We start from the raw sequence: 17,219 nt of genomic DNA on the forward strand, positions 1-17,219 counted from the left end.
CGGGCGCCGCTACTCCTTGCCTATCGACAACCAAGGAGTACCGATCATGAAGCGCCTCATCCTTTCCGCCGTCATGGCCTCCATGCTGGCCGCCTCGGCCTTTTCCGGCCAGGCCGCGCCGCTCAATCAGCCGAGCGCGATGCAGTCGAACGTCATCCAGGTCGACTGGCACAAGCCGGTCGTGGTGAAGAAGAAGGTGGTGGTGAAGAGGACGGTCGTGGTGAAGCGCAGCCACTGGCGCAACGGCCAGAGATATGCCGCATGGAAGCGTCACCAGGCGGTGCGCGACTGGAACCGCTACGGGCTGCGCCGCCCGGGTCCCGGCCAGGAATGGATCCGCGTCGGCAACGACTACCTGCTGGTCGGCATCGTGTCCGGTGTCATCTTCGGCGCCATCGCCGCGCACTGATCGGGCAATGTCCGCACCAAAAAGGGCGGTCCCGCGGCCGCCCTTCTTTTTGTCTGTGAAAAGCGGGTACGATGATTTTTTGCGAGTCGTCGCGCCCGGGCGGCTTGATTATATGGAGGGCAAACGAGCCTTTTCCGATGCGCTTTCCACCCGCCTTCCTCGACGAGATACGCGACCGCGTGCCGATATCATCGGTGATCAGCCAGCGCGTCGCCTGGGACAGGAAGAAGACGAACGCGTCGCGCGGCGACTACTGGGCCTGCTGCCCATTTCACGGCGAGAAGAGTCCGTCTTTCCACTGCGAGGACAAGAAGGGGCGTTATCACTGCTTCGGCTGCTCGGTGTCGGGCGATCATTTCAGGTTCCTGACCGAGCTCGACGGCCTTAGCTTTCCCGAAGCGGTCGAGAAGATCGCCGACATGGCCGGCGTGCCGATGCCGGTGCGCGACGCAGAGGAGGAACGGCGCGAGAAGGAACGCGCCAGCCTGACCGACGTCATGGAAATGGCGACCGTCTTCTTCCAGGAGCGGCTGCAGAGCGCCGACGGGGCGAAGGCGCGGGCCTATCTGCGGGATCGTGGACTGACGCCGGCAACGCAGCAGTCCTTCCGCCTCGGCTATGCGCCGGACAGCCGTAACGCGCTGAAGGAACATCTGGCCGCCAAGGGCGTGCCGAAAGCCGACATAGAGGCCTGCGGGCTGGTGCGGCACGGCGATGATGTGCCGGTTTCCTATGACTGGTTCCGCGACCGCATCATGTTCCCGATCCCGGATTCGCGCGGCAGGATCATCGCTTTCGGCGGGCGCGCTCTGGCGCCTGATGCTTTGGCCAAATACATGAACTCGCCCGATACCGAGCTCTTCCACAAGGGCAACGTGCTCTACAATTTTGCCCGCGCCCGCAGGGCGCTGGCCAAGGGCGGCACGGTGATCGCGGTCGAAGGCTATATGGACGTGATCGTCCTGGCGCAGGCCGGCTTCGAGAATGTCGTTGCCCCGCTCGGCACCGCGCTCACCGAAAACCAGTTGGAGCTTTTGTGGCGCATGGCCGGCGAGCCGGTGCTCTGCTTCGACGGCGACCAGGCCGGGCTGAAGGCGGCGTGGCGCGCCGCCGACCTTGCGCTGCCGGGGGTCCAGCCTGGACGATCGGCGCGCTTCGCGCTGCTGCCCGAAGGCAAGGATCCGGACGACCTGGTCAAGGCAGATGGACCGGACGCTTTCCGCGCGGTGCTGGCCGAGGCCCGGCCGCTCGCCGACCTGCTGTGGATGCGTGAGACGGCGGGCGGCGTCTTCGACACGCCGGAACGGCGCGCGGAGCTCGAAAAGACGCTGCGCGGGCTCGCCGGCCGCATCCGCGACGAAAGTACGCGCTACCACTACAGCCAAGAAATGCGCGAGCGGGTGCTGAGCTTCTTCGGCACGCAGCGTGGTGCGCGCCAACAGCGGCCGGACGGCCGGCCCGGTGAGCGCGGCAAGGGCCAGGCTGCCGGTGGTGCCTTCGGGCGAGGTCCGGCGGCCGGCGGGCGCACGGCGATCACCGAAAGCCTCGGACGCTCGGCGCTGATCAAGCGGGCCGGCGAGGGCATGTCGGTGCGCGAGGCGACGATCATCGTGGCGCTGATCAATCATCCTGCGCTGATCGACGAGAATTTCGCCCATGTCGAATTCCTCGACCTCGCCAATTCGGACCTGCGGCGGCTGCACGCTGCCATCCTCGACGCCATGGCGCATGACGCGGCCGACGATCGCGACGCCGTCATTGCCACCATCGAGCGCGCCGGCTGTGGTGCTATCTGGGAACGCGCGGTGGCGCTGATCAAGCGTGCGCGGCAGTGGCCGGCGCTCGAAACCGCGGCGCTCGACGACGCCCGCGACGCCTTCAACCAGGCGCTGCACTTGCAGCGCAGCGCGCGCACCTTACATAGAGAGCTGAAACAGGCGCAGGCGGCGCTCGATGCAGACCCTTCGGATGAAAACTTCCGGCATCTCGTCGAGATTCAAGCGCAATTCAATGATGTACAGGCAACGGAAGCGCTGATCGAAGGGTTCGGCGTTTCGTCGGGCAGAGCCGGGCGCGTTTAGGTCCTGGGCTGCCGCGAAATCGAAGTGGAAATGCACAGCGCGTCGAATCGACGCCCCTAAGTCGGGTAATTGATTCGCTTTTTTCAGGCGAATCATGCGAGAGGCGCTTGACCTTCAGGCAGATTGGCGGAATCAGGACGATTCGAAACGTTAACCGTGCCCCCGCGTCGGTGGGAAATTTTGAGCGATGTGAGGAACTGGTGACTGGACAGGCAAAAGGCCTGCCACAGATACCAGGGTTAATCTGGACTTAACGAGAGATGCGGTTACTGGCCCGGTAAGAAGCGTTCTGGCGCGAGCGCATCCGGTATGACCGGTCCGGCAGCTTACGCGGCTTCGATATCAGCCGCTTGGAGACGACAAAGAATGGCGACAAAGGAAAAGGAAGAGGTCGAGACCGAACGCGAAGGCGCCACCGATGGCCCTCTGCTCGACCTTTCCGACGATGCTGTCAAGAAGATGATCAAGGCCGCCAAGAAGCGCGGCTATGTCACACTCGACGAACTGAACGCGGTGCTGCCATCGGAAGAGACCGATCCGGATCGCATCGAAGACATCAATGCCATGCTCAACGACATGGGCATCAATGTCGTCGAGGATGACGAGGCTGGCGAGGAGAATGAGGCCGAGGCGGCCGGTGACAGCGAAGACGACGCCAACGAGCTCGCCGAGCAGACCGGCACCGCCGTCGCCACCACGACAACCAAGAAAGAGCCGACCGACCGCACCGACGATCCGGTGCGCATGTATCTGCGCGAAATGGGCTCGGTCGAGCTTCTGTCGCGCGAAGGCGAAATCGCGATCGCCAAGCGCATCGAGGCCGGCCGCGAGACGATGATCGCGGGCCTCTGCGAAAGCCCCCTGACCTTCCAGGCCATCATCATCTGGCGCGACGAGCTCAACGAATCGAAGATCCTTTTGCGCGAGATCATCGACCTCGAAGCGACCTATGCCGGCCCCGAGGCCAAGCAGGCGCCGGTGGTCGAACGGATCGAGGAAACGCCCAAGCCCGAAGAAAAGCCGCGCGGCCGCGCGGCCGCACGCGAAGAAGAAGACGACATCACCAATGTCGGCGGCGACACGCGCGGGCTGGAGGAAGAGGAAGACGACGAGGACGAGGCAAGCCTGTCGCTGGCCGCGATGGAAGCGGAACTGCGGCCGCAGGTGATGGAGACGCTCGACGTCATCGCCGACACCTACAAGAAGCTGCGCAAGCTGCAGGACCAGCAGGTCGAGAACCGTCTCGCCGCGGCCGGCACGCTTTCGCCCAGCCAGGACCGTCGCCTCAAGGAACTGAAGGACCAGCTGATCAAGGCGGTGAAATCGCTGTCGCTCAATGCGGCGCGCATCGAGGCGCTGGTCGAGCAGCTCTACGACATCAACAAGCGTCTGGTGCAGAACGAGGGCAAGCTGCTCAGGCTCGCCGAGAGCTATGGCGTGCGCCGTGAAGAGTTCCTCAGGGAATATCAGGGTTCGGAGCTCGATCCGAACTGGACGCGCTCGATCGCCAACCTCACCTCGCGCGGCTGGAAGGAATTCACCAAGAACGAGAAGGACGCGATCAAGGAACTGCGCGCCGAGATCCAGAACCTCGCCACCGAGACGGCGATCTCGATCCAGGAATTCCGCAAGATCGTCAACCAGGTGCAGAAGGGCGAGCGCGAGGCAGCGATCGCCAAGAAGGAGATGGTGGAGGCGAACCTTCGGCTCGTCATCTCGATCGCCAAGAAGTACACCAACCGCGGCCTGCAGTTCCTCGACCTGATCCAGGAAGGCAATATCGGCCTGATGAAGGCGGTCGACAAATTCGAGTACCGCCGGGGCTACAAGTTCTCGACCTATGCGACGTGGTGGATCCGGCAGGCGATCACCCGTTCGATCGCCGACCAGGCGCGCACCATCCGCATCCCGGTGCACATGATCGAGACGATCAACAAGATCGTGCGCACCTCGCGCCAAATGCTGCACGAGATCGGCCGCGAGCCGACGCCGGAGGAGCTGGCCGAAAAGCTGGCCATGCCGCTGGAAAAAGTGCGCAAGGTGCTGAAGATCGCCAAGGAGCCGATCTCGCTCGAAACGCCGGTCGGCGACGAGGAGGATTCGCATCTCGGCGACTTCATCGAGGACAAGATGGCGATCCTGCCGATCGACGCGGCCATCCAGGCCAATCTGCGCGAGACCACGACCCGCGTGCTGGCTTCGCTGACGCCGCGCGAGGAACGTGTTCTGCGCATGCGCTTCGGCATCGGCATGAACACCGACCATACGCTGGAAGAGGTCGGCCAGCAGTTCTCGGTGACGCGCGAGCGCATCCGCCAGATCGAGGCCAAGGCGCTGCGCAAGCTCAAGCACCCGAGCCGCTCGCGCAAGCTCAGGAGCTTCCTCGACAGCTGATAGCGACAATCAGACCAGGAATTCGAAAGGGCGTCCTCGTGGCGCCCTTTCCTTTGCCTGCGCCGCTCTTGCCGGGAGTGCCCGCCGGGAGGATAATTTCGGTGTCGGATGCATTTGTGGGCGACAAGCCGGATGCCCGCCCCGGCGCCGGTCGCAACGGCCAGGCGCCAGCTCCGTGGCGCCGGAGGGAGGTGTGCCGTGACAACCTACATCGTGCTTATCAACTGGACCGAGATGGGAGCCAAGAATGTGCGGGAGTCGCCGAAGCGGCTCGATGCTGCCAAGAAGCTGCTGGGGGACATGGGCGGATCGTTCAAGGCGTTCTATCTGACCATGGGCGAATGCGACATGGTCGCCGTGGTCGAAGCGCCTGACGATGCCGTGCTTGCCCGTTTCGCGCTGATGCTGTCATCGGGCGGCAATGTCAGGACGCGGACGATGAAGGCCTTTCCGGAATTCGCCTATCGCGAGATCATCAGTTCGCTCGGGTGAAGTCTGGCTCGGGCATGCACCGGCGCGGTGCTTGCGGGGCCGCGCCGCATCCCCGATAGTCGCGCCATGCCCACGCCTCTGCTGACCGTCTGGTACAATACACGCTGCCCGGTCTGCGACGCGGGCATCGTCCGGCAGAAGCGCCGGCTGATCGAGGCGGTCAAGGCCGGCCGCATCGAATTCCGCGACATAAATCTCGAGCCGGCCGCGCTCTCGGCATTCGGAGCCTCGCTGGAGGACATCCGCCGCCGGCTGCATGCGACCGATGCCGAAGGCAGGCTGCTTGCGGGCGCCGATGTCGCGATCGCAGTGTGGCGGTTGACGCCAGTCGAAAGCTGGCTGGCGGTGCTGTTCGGCAATCCTGCCGTGCTGCCCCTGACGCGCTTCGTCTACGACCGTTTCGCCGACCTTCTCTATGCCTGGAATCGGCGCAAGGGCCGCTGGTAGAGCGCCTGCGCTTAACCGTGCTGTCAACTGCCGCTGGGTGCATCTACGATACATCGTATGATATATCTTGAATCGGCAGGCGTGGCGCGTTATTTAAGATATATCGTAAGATAGAACTTGAGGAGCAATCCATGCACAAAGACGATCATTTTCGGCACAATCATTTCGGCGAGCGCATGTTCATGCACATGGCCGGCAAATTCGGCGGCCGCGGCGGCGGCTTCGGGCCGTTCGGGCAAGGCATGCGCGGTGGCGGCCGCGGTGGCCCCGGCGAGATGTTCCGCGCCGGGCGCATGCTTGCTGATGGCGACCTGAAGCTGATCACGCTGTCGCTTCTGGCCGAGGCGCCGCGCCACGGCTACGACATCATCAAGGCCCTGGAGGAGCGCACCAGCGGCATCTACAGCCCGAGCCCGGGCGTGGTCTATCCGACGCTGACTTTCCTCGAAGAAGCGGGCTATGCCGTCTCCTCGAGCGAAGGCAACAAGAAGGTGTTCTCGATCACCGAAGCGGGCAGGGCGCATCTCGAGGAAAACCGCGAGATGATCGACCACGTGCTCGACCATCTCGAGCGTTTTGGCCGCAAGATGGCCAAGGCGCGCGACTGGTTCGGCTGGGGCGACGAGGATGGCGGCTGGCGCGGTCGCCGTGAAAAGCGGGATGAGAAGCGCGACCGGTTCCGCGCGCTGCGTCACCGGCTGCGCGCCGCGCTCGGCGATATCGTCGACGCGCCGGAAGACAAGCAGGCCGAGGCGATCAGCATACTGGAAGACGCCGCGGCGGCACTCGAGGCGCTGTCGCGCCGCTGAGCCGGCGAGCCTGAGGCGGCCGTTGGCCGGCGAAACCCGAGGACAGCAAAGCATGACCGCGAAAACCGCCGCACAGTTTTCGGGATGCTCCTGTAGTGAAAATCGTCCTGCAACACGCTATGTGATGCAGGACGATTGCCGTTGGAGGATGCGCTATGTCATTTCTGAAACGCCTTTTCGGCGGAGGCGGTGGTGAGGCGAACGAGCCCGCAAGCGCAAAGCCGGCAAAACAGGTCGAGCACAAGGGATTCCTGATCAGCGCCACGCCCTACAAGGCGGAGGGCCAGTACCAGACCTGCGGCGTCGTCTCGAAGGAAATCGACGGCGTGGTGAAGGAGCACAGATTCATCCGGGCCGACCGTTTCGCCGGACTGGACGATGCCGTCGACATCTCGATCAAGAAGGGCATCCAACTGGTCGACGAACAGGGTGAGCGGATGTTCGGTTAGACATCTCTACAGTCGGGGGTCGATCGGTTCGCTCTCCAGGGCCAGCACACCGAACACGCACTCGTGTGTCCGCCGCAGCGGTTCCTTCGCCACAAACCGCTTCAGCGCCTCGTGACCGAGCGCGAACTCCCTGAGTGCCAGACTGCGCTTGCCACCCAGGCCACGCTCCCGCAGGCGAACGAGGTTGTCCGGCGCATCGTATTCGGGGCCGTAGATGATGCGCAGGTATTCCCGGCCACGCACTTTCAACGCCGGCTGGATGAGTCCTTTCTGGCCGCGGCTGACGAAGTCGCGCGGCTTGACCACCATGCCTTCGCCGCCCGAGCCCGTCAGCGCCTCCCACCACGCGATTGCTTCCGCACACGCGTCGGAGTCGGCAAGATCGACCGTGCGCCAGCGTGTGCTAGTCACGCCATCTTCGGCGGCCAGGCGGGCCGCAAGCGTCATGTGCCATACGTGATCCTTGTCGAAGCCGACATGTCCTTCGCTGGCGAGCAGGTGAAATGGCGCGACTTTGAGGTCGTCGATGCTTGAGACCGGCCATACGTAGGGCGCCCAGGCGGCGGCGTATTTGGTCGCGCGCGCAGCCCGGTCATCGAACCGCGCCCGCAGTCCGGCCGCATCGACGCCGCGCGCCATAGCCCGAGCCAACGCCTCGTGGCTGGCCTGGAAGCCGGCGGCCGAGGACGTCGCCACCGGCGCGTACTGGCTTTCGATCAGGCTGCCCGCCTTGGCTGACCAAGGCATTATCTCGGCATCCAGCAGCAGCCAATCGCTGCTCAGTTCGTTCCACAGATACGCTGCATCGACGCTGGTGCGAAGACGGGCAAGCAGGCCTTCCGTCACGGCGGCGTCCTTGAAGAAGGAGCGTCCCGTCCGGGTCCAGATCGCGCCGGTCTCGTTGCCCGACACGCCGAAGCGTTCGCGCGCCGTCCGCGCGTCCCGGCACAGCGCAATGACCGCCCGCGAACCCATATGCTTTTCCTCGCATACGACCTGAGCGACGCCACGTTCGCGAAAGTGAGCGAAGGCTTCCTCGGGGCGCTCGAGCCAGCCGCTTTGGCTGCTGGTCTCGGACGGCGACATCGTCGGTGGCAGATACACCAGCCATTGTGGCGCCAGTGCGAAGCGGCTCATCACCTCCAGCGCCGCCGACGCGTTCTCCTCGGCAACGACGATACGGCCCCTCAGTTCGGTCTCGATCCAGCGGCGACCGGAAACGTCCTGGTAGTCGAGGACGCCGTCGGCGTCGGCCTGGGCCGATTTGCCGAGATCGGCTCCCCCCAATGGACGTATCGGTTCGGACCAGACCTGGAGTGCCGGCACCTCGACAAGCTCGCGCTCCGGCCAGCGCAAGGCCGTCAGCTTGCCGCCGAACACGCAGCCGGTGTCGATGCACAGGGTGTTGTTGACCCATTCGGCCGACAGCATCGGCGTATGGCCATAGACGACGGCCGTCTTGCCGCGATAGGCCGTGGCCCAGTCGGCGCGGACTGGCATGCCGAATTCATCGATCTCGCCCGTGGTCTCGCCATAGAGAGCGAATTCGCGCACGGCGCCCGAACCACGTCCGATCATTTCCTCCTTCAGGCCGGCATGGGCAACGGCCAGGCGTCCACCGTCCAGCCAGACATGGCTGCGCAGACCGTCGAGGAAGGCCGGCAGGGCCTCTCGCAGGCCGCGATCTTGAGTCTCCAACTGGTCAATGGTTTGCTGCAGGCCGTGAGCAACCGTGACCTTGCGGCCTTCCAGCCAGCGGCCGAGCTTGCGTTCGTGGTTGCCCTGGACACAGTAGGCAGTGCCGGCCGCCACCATGCCCATGACGATGCGCAGGGCGTCGGGCGAGTTGGGACCACGATCGACGATGTCACCGACAAAGACGATCTTGCGGCTCTCTGGCGGAGTGACGACGACCGTTCGGTCACCGCGATCCTCGGACCAGGCGACGCCGTAGCCGAGTTGGCCGAGCAGGGTCTGAAGTTCATCGGCGCAGCCGTGGATGTCGCCAATGATGTCGAACGGTCCGGGGTCGTCCCGCTTGTCGGTCCAAAGCGGTTGGCGCGAGACCCTGGCAGCCTCGATGCTGGCCTCGCTGCCAAGCTTCCAGACCTGGCGGAAGCCCTCGCGTTGCAGGCCGCCGAGACCCTTGCGGATCTCGGTCGTCATGCGTTGGGCTACTCCCGCGCCGAACTGCCGGTCGGGTCGCGACGCAGTGCGCGCGACGCAGACGTCGACACCCGGATCGATGACGACGGCGACAGGCAGGGCGTGCCACTTGCGTGCCAATTCAATCCAGGCCCTGCGGTCGGCTGCCCGCACGTTGGTGGCATCGATGACCGCCAGCTTGCGGTGCTTGAGCCGCTTGCCAACAATCTCGCGCATCAATTCGAAGGCGTCCGCCGAAACGTCCTGATCGGTCTCGTCATCGCAAACGAGTGCGCGGCAGCGATCCGAGGAGATGACCTCGGTCGGCAGGAAGTGCCTGGCGGCGAAAGTCGATTTGCCCGATCCGGTCGAGCCGATCAGCACGACGAGCGCAAAATCAGGGATGGCAAGGTCGGTCTTGTCGGGCTCTCTCATCGCGTGAACACCGCCATCTGCGTGGGCGCTCCCAGGACGGTGTCGGCAGCCCCGATGCCGCTGAAGGCGGCGGCATAGCCATAGGTCTCGCCGATCTTGGCCGCCCAGACTTCGAACTGGGCGCGGCTCCATTCGAAGCGATGGTCGGGATGGCGAAAATTGCCCGCGCCCAGGTTCGGAAACAGTGCGTTATAGTCCGCATTCGGAGTGGTCACGATCACCGACTTCGGCGCCGTCTCGCCAAAAACGATGCGTTCGACCAAAGGCAGCCTGTCTTCGTCGAGGTGCTCGATGACCTCGACCATCACGGCGACGTCGGCTTCGGCCCAGCGGCTGTCCCGGTATGTCAGCGATCCATGCAACAGCGTGACCCGACCTTCGGGCGGTCCACCGAACTCATTCAGCTTGAGACGCTTCGCAGCCCACTCCAGTTCGCGAATTGCGGGATCAAGTCCGAACAGCTTGTGGACCCATCGCTCGCGCACGAGCCGATAGAGCAGCTTGCCCTCGCCGCATCCCAGATCCGCGATAACGTTTGCACCGGTTGCCCGAATGGCGTCGACCACCGCGTCCATGCGCAGGTCGTTCAGCCGAATAGGCATCTCCAGCGCCTCCTCGGGTGCGCTCCTGACTTCGGGACGCAGCGATTCTCCCACCGTCTCGGGAGCCAGCCGCTCCAGGGCGATGCGGGCCAACGGACCGCGATTGCGCAGATAGCGCCGCACGATCACGTCCTTGGCGGGATGGTTTTCCAGCCAACCCTCGCCCTTGGACAGCAGCTTGTCGATCTCGGCCTCGCCGACCCAGTAGTGCTTTGCGTCGTCAAGGACCGGGATCAGGACATAGAGGTGGTTCAGCAAGCCGCTCAGCCGGCCTTTCCCCGTCAGCTTCAGTTGGCCGTATTGCCGGTTGCCGGCTCCATGTCCGGCATTTTCGATCGGCGTCAGGTCGACGGTCCACCCCAGGGGTTCGAACAGCTCTCGGACTAGAGCCTCCCCACCAAGCATCGGCAGCGGGGTCAGCACGGCTTCAAGCGGCAGGTCGCTGTTGGCCAGGTCCTGGCGCTCCTTTGAAATGCCGGTCATCGCGGTCCGCAGCGTCTTGTTGAGCGCCACTGACAGGAAGGACGATGCCGCGTACGGCCGGTCATTTACATACTGGTCCAGCAGGCCTTCTGCCTGACCCTTGCCCCGTACGAGTCCGATCGGGTCGATGTCGAGGAGAAGCGCAGCCTCGCAACGCTGTTCGGTTGCCTCCGGATAGAACAGCCAAGCCTTGCCGAAGGCCAGGTCGGTCTCGTGCAGACGATCGGGATGCTTGTACAGCAAGAAACCGAGATCTGTGGCCGGACGATGCGTTGTAGCAACGGACAGGAACATGCGCGACCGATAGCGCAGACCGGCAGAATAACCAATGGCGTTGCACGGCTATCTGCTGGATCTCGGCTGGGCGCAATGCAACTGACCGAGTGCGCGCAAGCAAAAAGGCAGGCGCCGGGCCGGCGCCTGCCTTTTATTTCGGCCAAGGATGGCGTGCGTTTACGCCGCCGCCGCAACACGTTTGCCGGCGGTTCCAGCCGCGATCACATCGACCCTGGCGGTCGCCTTGGCGAGCGCGGCGGTGACCGCGTCGGCGCCCATGCCGACACCCTCGACCCGGATGACCTCGACATCGGTCATACCCAGGAAGCCGAGCACGCCGCGCAGATAGGGAATGGCGTGGTCCATCTGCACGGCGGCACCTTCGGAATAGATGCCGCCGGAAGCGAGCACGATATAGACCTTTTTGCCGGCGACGAGACCTTTCGGGCCGTTCGCGCCATAGGCGAAGGTCTTGCCCGAACGGGCGATGTGGTCGATCCACGACTTCAGCGTCGACGAGATGTTGAAGTTGATGAAGCCGGTGGCGAGAATGACAGTATCGGCCGCAAACAGCTCCTCGAGCACGGCGTCGGAGACGCCGACCACTTCGGCCTGGCGCTGACTGCGTGCCTCGACGGGCGTGTAGATGCCGGTCGCATAATCAGGGTCGATGTGGGGCAGCGGATTGGCGACGAGATCGCGCACGACCAGCTTGGCCGACGGATCGGCGGCAAGCAGCTTTTGCGCGAGATCGGTGGCGACGTGAGTCGAATGCGAAGCGGCGCCGCGCGGGCTGGACGTAACAAGCAGAATAGACATGGCGGTGTCCCTTTGGGGTTGGATTGAACTTTCCCCACCAATATGGGATTGCTGACCAATCTGAAAAACAGGTATAATTTGCATGTAACCCATCTAGAACATGGATCGATCATGCAGCCAAATCCGACTCTCGATCAGCTTCAGATCCTGGTCGCGGTGGCCGATACCGGCAGTTTCTCGGCCGCCGGCCGCAAGCTCAACCGGGCGCAGTCGGTGATCAGCTACGGCATCGCCAACCTAGAGGCTCAACTCGGGCTGAAATTGTTCGAGCGTGAAGGCGTTCGCGAACCGCAACTGACCGATGTCGGCAAGGCGATGCTGGAGGACGCAAGGCGCATGGTGGGCGTGCTGCAACGCATCCGCTCGCGCGCCGACGGCTACCGGCAAGGCCTGGAAGCGGAAGTGACTATATCGGTCGACGTGGCGCTGCCTTCGCCGGTGCTGGTTCGGGTACTGAGAGCGTTCGAGGCGCAATTTCCGACGGTGACCCTGCGACTGCATGTCGGGACGCTCGGCCTGATCGTCGACCAGGTTGTCGGCGGGCATGCCGATCTGGGAATCGGAGGCCTGCTCGGCGAAGCCGACGTGCATCTCTTGCGCATCGGCCATGTCTCGATCGTGCCGGCTGCGGCTCCCGGCCATCCGCTGACGCTGCTGCCGAAACCGATCGCGATCGAGGACCTGCGCGAGCACACTCAACTCGTTGTCTTCGATCAGTCGGAGCGGACGCGGGGGCGCGACTACGGCGTCTTCGCCTACCGCACCTGGCGACTGACCGACGTTCGCACCAAGCATGCGCTGATGCGCGAGGGGCTGGGCTGGGGCGGCCTGCCGCGTTGGCTGATGGCCGAAGATCTGGCCAGCGGCAGGCTGGTCGAACTCGACCTCGAACCCTACAGCGAGGCGCGTTCGCCCCTATATGCCATGCACCGAACCGATCGCAGCCCGAAACCGGCGGCGGCCTGGCTCATCGACCAGTTCAAACGACAACTAGGCTGCTTCCATGAGATGGAGCCGGGCGTGTGGACGGAGGAGGGGCTGGAGACGACCCATCAACAGGCATGACTTTCTCAGCCAGCCCTTGCCACCGGTATCACCCTCACCTGGCTGACGCCGGTGCGGCGCACGACAGTGCAGAGCGTCTCACGGCCGATCCGCTCGGCATCGAGCATGCGTACGAGATCGTCGACGCCGGTGACCGGCCGGCCGTCGATGGCGGCGATGATGTCGCCTTCCTTCAAACCGGCTTTCGCCGCTGGCCCGTTCTTCTCGACGCTGCGCAGCCGCACGGCCGTGTTGGTGGAAACCTGCGACAGCAGCGCCGCGCGGCGGGGCAGGTTGGTCGTATCGGCTGAAACGCCGATGAAGGCGCGCCGCACGCGGCCGAAGCGGATGATCTCGGAGATGACGAAATTGGCGGTGTTGGAGGCGACCGCGAAGGCGATGCCCTGCGCGCCATGGATCATCGCGGTGTTGACGCCGATCACCTCGCCCGCCGACGACACCAGCGGGCCGCCGGAATTGCCGGGGTTAAGCGCGGCATCGGTCTGGATGACGTCGTCGATCAACCGGCCGGTCGAGGCGCGCATCGAGCGCCCGAGCGCGGAGACGACGCCGGCGGTGACCGTCCATTCGAAGCCGAGCGGATTGCCGATGGCGATCGCGATCTGGCCGCGGCGGAGACGCTTGGAATCGCCGAGCGGCGCGACATCGGCGAAACTGCCGTCGGCGCGGACCAGCGCGATGTCGGTGTCGGGATCGCGGCCGAGCACGCGGCCGTCGCGCACGGCGCCATCCGGCATCGTGACCCGCACGGCGCGCGCGTCGCCGACGACATGGAAGTTGGTGACCACCAGTCCGTCCTGCGCGATGACGAAGCCTGAACCGTGGCCGCCGGCGTCACCGGTGCGCTCGATGCGGCAGACGGCCGGACCGATCCGGTCGACCGCATCCGCGACGGTCGCCGAATAGGCATCGAGCAAGACGTCATCGGCTTGGAATTTCTCGGCGGCGAAGGCCATGGCGGTGCTCCGTGTCTTGCGGCAATGCGATGGATGCCGTTTCCAAAACCGCGCGGTACTTTTGAGCGGCACGCACTATATGTGCGGAGCGGCCGCAGCTGCCGCGACCTGACCATATGGGCAGTGGGCGGCCAGACTAGCCGTCAGGCGAGTACCGCAGGACGTGCCGCTGAGCGATATCTGGGTCATCGAACCCAGGAGATGATTGCCATGAGCGCTTTCGACCTTGCAGCCTTTTCCGACGCCATTGCCGATGCTGCGGCGGCCGCCGCGCCGGCGCTGGCGAGCTTTGCCACGCATCACCACCGCAGCGCGAGCGCCTTCCACTGGCGCGACGGCTTCTTTGTCACCGCCGAGGAAGCGGTTGAGGCCGGCGAAGAGATCGAGCTGACGCTGGCGTCGGGCGAAACCGCCAAGGCGGAGATGGTCGGCCGCGATCCTTCGACGGGCGTTGCGCTTCTCAAGCCGGCTGCGGCAACAGCAGACCTGCCGCAGCTGGCTCAGGCTGGTCCTGTGCGCGCCGGCAATATCGCGATCGCCGTCGGCAACAGTGAAGGCACCGGGCTTGCGGTCTTCGGCACTGTCGGCGAGGTCGGTCCTGCCTGGCGTTCGATGCGCGGCGGCACCATCGACCGGCGCATCAACCTCGCCATCAACACCGGGAGCCGGTTCGAGGGCGGCCCGGTGCTCGATGCCAAAGGCGGGCTGATCGGCATGCTGCTCTTCGGACCGCGCCGCCGGGTGCTGGTGATGCCTTACGAGACGATCGAACGCGCGGCTACGACGCTGCGCGAGAAGGGCCACGTCGCGCGCGGCTATCTAGGCGCCGGGCTGCACCCGATCCGAAACGGCGACACGCATGGCGCCATGGTCATGAGCCTCGACGACAGTGGCCCGGCAAAGGCCGCCGGCCTGCATGTCGGCGACATCATCGTGGCCTGGAACGGCGAAGCCGTGCATGGGCCGCGCGAACTGATCCGCAGGCTCGGCCCAGACAGCGCCGGCGCGACGGTGACGCTCGGCGTGTCGAGTGGTGGCGCTCGGCGCGACGTCTCAATCACCATCGGCGAAAAACCGTTGAGCTGAGAGGAAAATGGCCGTCAGCGCAGCCCAAACGATCGCAAGACCGGATCGCGCTACCCACCGGCTGACCGTGCTGATCGCGCTCGGCGACGCGGCGCGCGCCGAGCAACTGGCCGACGCGCTTGCGGCCAGCGACGATCTGCTGCCGGCGCTCGCAGCAAGCAATATGAGCCAGGTCGCCGATGTCGCGCTAATGGACGAGGCCGCATTGGAAAGCCGGGCCGCCGGTTCGACCATGCCGATGGTTCTGCTTTCGCGACGCGCCGTCCGCGATGGGCTCAATGGCAACGTCCTGGCAGTGCTGCCGCCCTCAGCCGACGGCCTGCTGATTGCCGCCGCCTTGCGACTGGCAGCGTCCGGTTATCGGATCAGCAGGGCCGGACCGTCGGCGGTGGCCGCTCATGGCGACTTCCACACAGAACCGTCCGAGGACGAGGGACTCGACGACGACCAGGTTCGCCCGGCATTGTCGCCGCGCGAGGCGGAAGTGCTGGCGCTGCTGGCGGAAGGCGCGCCGAACAAGGTGATCGCGCGGCGACTCAACATTTCGGTCCACACGGCGAAGTTCCACGTCGCTGCGATCCTGGTCAAGCTCGGCGCTTCCAACCGCACCGATGCCATCGCCATTGCGATGCGGCAGGGGCTGGTGCTGGTCTGAAGCGGGCGACGCTTCCCCGTTGCCGCACGACGCAGCGTAATCTTCTTGGGCCTTGCACCGAGCCTGTCGGCCGCGCAAGTTGCCTCGCGAAATCGCAGAGGGAGACAAGCATGTCGCTCAAGGGAAAGACGCTGTTCATCTCGGGTGGATCGCGCGGCATCGGGCTGGCGATCGCCCTGCGCGCAGCGCGCGACGGCGCCAATGTGACGATCGCCGCCAAGACCGCCGAACCGCATCCGAAGCTGCCGGGCACGATCTACAGTGCGGCCGAGGAGATCGAGCAGGCCGGCGGCAAGGCGCTGCCGGTGCTCTGCGACATCCGCGAGGAAGCCCAGGTCGCCGAGGCAGTGAGCAAGACCGTGGAACGGTTCGGCGGCATCGACATCTGCGTCAACAATGCCAGCGCCATCCAGCTCACCGGCACGCTGGAAACCAACATGAAGCGCTATGACCTGATGCATCAGATCAACACGCGCGGCACCTTCCTGGTCTCGAAAATGTGCATTCCGCACCTGAAGTTGGCCGAAAATCCTCACATCCTGAATCTGGCGCCGCCGCTCGACATGAAGGCCAAGTGGTTCAAGAACCATGTCGCCTACACCATGGCCAAGTTCGGCATGTCGATGTGCACGCTGGGCATGAGCGCCGAGTTTGCCAGAGACGATATCGCGGTCAATTCGCTATGGCCGATCTCGACCATCGACACGGCCGCGGTGCGCAACCTTCTGGGTGGCGCGACCGTAGCGGCGATGAGCCGCTCGCCCGACATCATGGCCGATGCCGCGCATGCGATCTTCCTGCGGCCGTCGCGCGATGCGACGGGCAATTTCTACATCGACGAAGAGGTGCTGCGCGCCGAAGGCGTCACCGATTTTTCGATCTATGCGCCCGGCGCCAAGGGGGCGCTGGCCGGCGATTTCTTCGTGCCGGACGAGGTGTTCGCCAAATCGGAAACGAGGATAACGCGAACCTTCTAAAGGTGCCTGGGGTAGTCCATCTGTTGATGCAAAATGCGCACAATATCGATGGATTGGTGATTCATTCGCAGATACACCACGTGAGAACCGACAGCATATTTGAGCAGGCCAGGCCTGACGTCCGAGGCATTCCGCGCTATTGCTGGAAACTGGTCCATCAACGTGACCACGGAGTGGATTGAGCGGATGTAGGCTTCTGCCCGCTCAGCGCCCCACTGATTCAGCGAATAATCCCAGATACCATCGAGGTCCCGCTTCGCTCGCGGCGAAATCCGGACCGTTCTTTTCATCGGCGCTTCTTCGCATTGAGAAACGCCTCAATGTCGAATGGCTCGAGGCTGCCCGACATGTCTCCTTCGTCGATAGCGGCACGAAGCTGCTCGAGCTTCAATTCCTGTTCTTCGAGGAGGCGAAGACCTGCGCGGACTGTTTCACTCGCCGAGCCGAAGCGGCCCTTTGCTATCTGCCGCTGGATAAATGCGTCGTACTGATCGCCAAGGGTCACGGAGGTGTTTTTGGACATCCTGCATCTCCAATACCAATAGATGGTATCAAGGTATGCTCAAGTTGGCAAGGTTGCCGCTTGTTCTCTAAGAGCGCGTCGCGTTCAAACAAATCCAGGCGACGCGCTTTAGGTCT

At 64.4% G+C, this 17,219-nt stretch carries 17 protein-coding genes; 11 read left to right on the top strand and 6 right to left on the bottom strand.

The window, feature by feature from the left end; all coding sequences use genetic code 11:
• The first annotated feature begins 46 nt into the window (after positions 1-46).
• The 7 genes from EJ074_RS24565 to EJ074_RS24595 all read left to right on the top strand — a co-directional run bounded on the left by EJ074_RS24565 (position 47) and on the right by EJ074_RS24595 (position 7,081).
• The gene (locus EJ074_RS24565; protein WP_095806889.1) at positions 47-409 is read left to right on the top strand and encodes an RcnB family protein; all 363 of its coding nucleotides are present in this window, start codon (positions 47-49) and stop codon (positions 407-409) included.
• A gap of 137 nt (positions 410-546) precedes the next feature.
• The gene (dnaG, locus tag EJ074_RS24570; RefSeq protein WP_095806888.1) at positions 547-2,490 is read left to right on the top strand and encodes a DNA primase; all 1,944 of its coding nucleotides are present in this window, start codon (positions 547-549) and stop codon (positions 2,488-2,490) included.
• Positions 2,491-2,856: 366 nt separating this feature from the next.
• Positions 2,857-4,884: an RNA polymerase sigma factor RpoD gene (rpoD, locus tag EJ074_RS24575; protein WP_095806887.1), complete on the top strand. Its 2,028-nt coding sequence runs from the start codon at positions 2,857-2,859 to the stop codon at positions 4,882-4,884.
• 198 nt (positions 4,885-5,082) lie between these two features.
• The gene (locus EJ074_RS24580) at positions 5,083-5,376 is read left to right on the top strand and encodes a GYD domain-containing protein (protein ID WP_095807033.1); all 294 of its coding nucleotides are present in this window, start codon (positions 5,083-5,085) and stop codon (positions 5,374-5,376) included.
• Positions 5,377-5,442: 66 nt separating this feature from the next.
• The gene (locus tag EJ074_RS24585; protein ID WP_176478390.1) at positions 5,443-5,823 is read left to right on the top strand and encodes a DCC1-like thiol-disulfide oxidoreductase family protein; all 381 of its coding nucleotides are present in this window, start codon (positions 5,443-5,445) and stop codon (positions 5,821-5,823) included.
• A 131-nt stretch (positions 5,824-5,954) separates the two neighbouring features.
• Positions 5,955-6,632 (top strand): PadR family transcriptional regulator, encoded by a 678-nt coding sequence (locus EJ074_RS24590; RefSeq protein ID WP_095806886.1) that lies wholly within the window; start codon positions 5,955-5,957, stop codon positions 6,630-6,632.
• Between the two features lie 155 nt (positions 6,633-6,787).
• On the top strand, positions 6,788-7,081 hold the full coding sequence (locus EJ074_RS24595) for an HlyU family transcriptional regulator (RefSeq protein ID WP_095806885.1): 294 nt from the start codon (positions 6,788-6,790) through the stop codon (positions 7,079-7,081).
• A gap of 6 nt (positions 7,082-7,087) precedes the next feature.
• Here the strand turns inward: EJ074_RS24595 and EJ074_RS24600 are convergent, their stop codons facing one another.
• The 3 genes from EJ074_RS24600 to EJ074_RS24610 all read right to left on the bottom strand — a co-directional run bounded on the left by EJ074_RS24600 (position 7,088) and on the right by EJ074_RS24610 (position 11,841).
• Positions 7,088-9,661: a polynucleotide kinase-phosphatase gene (locus EJ074_RS24600; RefSeq protein WP_095806884.1), complete on the bottom strand. Its 2,574-nt coding sequence runs from the start codon at positions 9,659-9,661 to the stop codon at positions 7,088-7,090.
• Positions 9,658-11,040: a 3' terminal RNA ribose 2'-O-methyltransferase Hen1 gene (locus EJ074_RS24605; RefSeq protein WP_095806883.1), complete on the bottom strand. Its 1,383-nt coding sequence runs from the start codon at positions 11,038-11,040 to the stop codon at positions 9,658-9,660. The genes EJ074_RS24600 and EJ074_RS24605 overlap by 4 nt, the downstream gene beginning before the upstream one ends.
• A gap of 159 nt (positions 11,041-11,199) precedes the next feature.
• Positions 11,200-11,841: an FMN-dependent NADH-azoreductase gene (locus EJ074_RS24610; RefSeq protein WP_095806882.1), complete on the bottom strand. Its 642-nt coding sequence runs from the start codon at positions 11,839-11,841 to the stop codon at positions 11,200-11,202.
• Positions 11,842-11,952: 111 nt separating this feature from the next.
• On the opposite strand from EJ074_RS24610, the gene EJ074_RS24615 reads away from it, so the two are divergent.
• Positions 11,953-12,906 carry a LysR family transcriptional regulator gene (locus EJ074_RS24615; protein WP_095806881.1) on the top strand — a complete coding sequence of 318 codons (954 nt, stop codon included), beginning with the start codon at positions 11,953-11,955 and terminating at the stop codon, positions 12,904-12,906.
• A 5-nt stretch (positions 12,907-12,911) separates the two neighbouring features.
• Here the strand turns inward: EJ074_RS24615 and EJ074_RS24620 are convergent, their stop codons facing one another.
• Positions 12,912-13,862, bottom strand: a complete 951-nt coding sequence (locus tag EJ074_RS24620; RefSeq protein WP_095806880.1) for a trypsin-like peptidase domain-containing protein — start codon at positions 13,860-13,862, stop codon at positions 12,912-12,914.
• A 210-nt stretch (positions 13,863-14,072) separates the two neighbouring features.
• Here EJ074_RS24620 and EJ074_RS24625 point away from each other — a divergent pair, with 210 nt between their 5' ends.
• The 3 genes from EJ074_RS24625 to EJ074_RS24635 all read left to right on the top strand — a co-directional run bounded on the left by EJ074_RS24625 (position 14,073) and on the right by EJ074_RS24635 (position 16,580).
• The gene (locus EJ074_RS24625) at positions 14,073-14,948 is read left to right on the top strand and encodes a S1C family serine protease (protein WP_095806879.1); all 876 of its coding nucleotides are present in this window, start codon (positions 14,073-14,075) and stop codon (positions 14,946-14,948) included.
• A 7-nt stretch (positions 14,949-14,955) separates the two neighbouring features.
• Positions 14,956-15,603 carry a LuxR C-terminal-related transcriptional regulator gene (locus tag EJ074_RS24630; RefSeq protein ID WP_095806878.1) on the top strand — a complete coding sequence of 216 codons (648 nt, stop codon included), beginning with the start codon at positions 14,956-14,958 and terminating at the stop codon, positions 15,601-15,603.
• Between the two features lie 110 nt (positions 15,604-15,713).
• A complete protein-coding gene (locus EJ074_RS24635; protein ID WP_095806877.1) occupies positions 15,714-16,580 on the top strand; it encodes an NAD(P)-dependent oxidoreductase in 867 nt (288 codons plus the stop codon).
• Here the strand turns inward: EJ074_RS24635 and EJ074_RS24640 are convergent.
• Positions 16,577-16,870, bottom strand: a complete 294-nt coding sequence (locus EJ074_RS24640; RefSeq protein WP_095806876.1) for a type II toxin-antitoxin system RelE/ParE family toxin — start codon at positions 16,868-16,870, stop codon at positions 16,577-16,579. The two genes, EJ074_RS24635 and EJ074_RS24640, sit on opposite strands and share 4 nt — an antisense overlap.
• The gene (locus EJ074_RS24645; protein ID WP_095806875.1) at positions 16,867-17,103 is read right to left on the bottom strand and encodes a type II toxin-antitoxin system ParD family antitoxin; all 237 of its coding nucleotides are present in this window, start codon (positions 17,101-17,103) and stop codon (positions 16,867-16,869) included. Before EJ074_RS24645 ends, EJ074_RS24640 begins: the two co-directional genes overlap by 4 nt.
• Positions 17,104-17,219: the final 116 nt, after the last annotated feature.

Source organism: Mesorhizobium sp. M3A.F.Ca.ET.080.04.2.1 (genome assembly GCF_003952525.1).
In the GTDB taxonomy this organism is placed as follows: domain Bacteria; phylum Pseudomonadota; class Alphaproteobacteria; order Rhizobiales; family Rhizobiaceae; genus Mesorhizobium.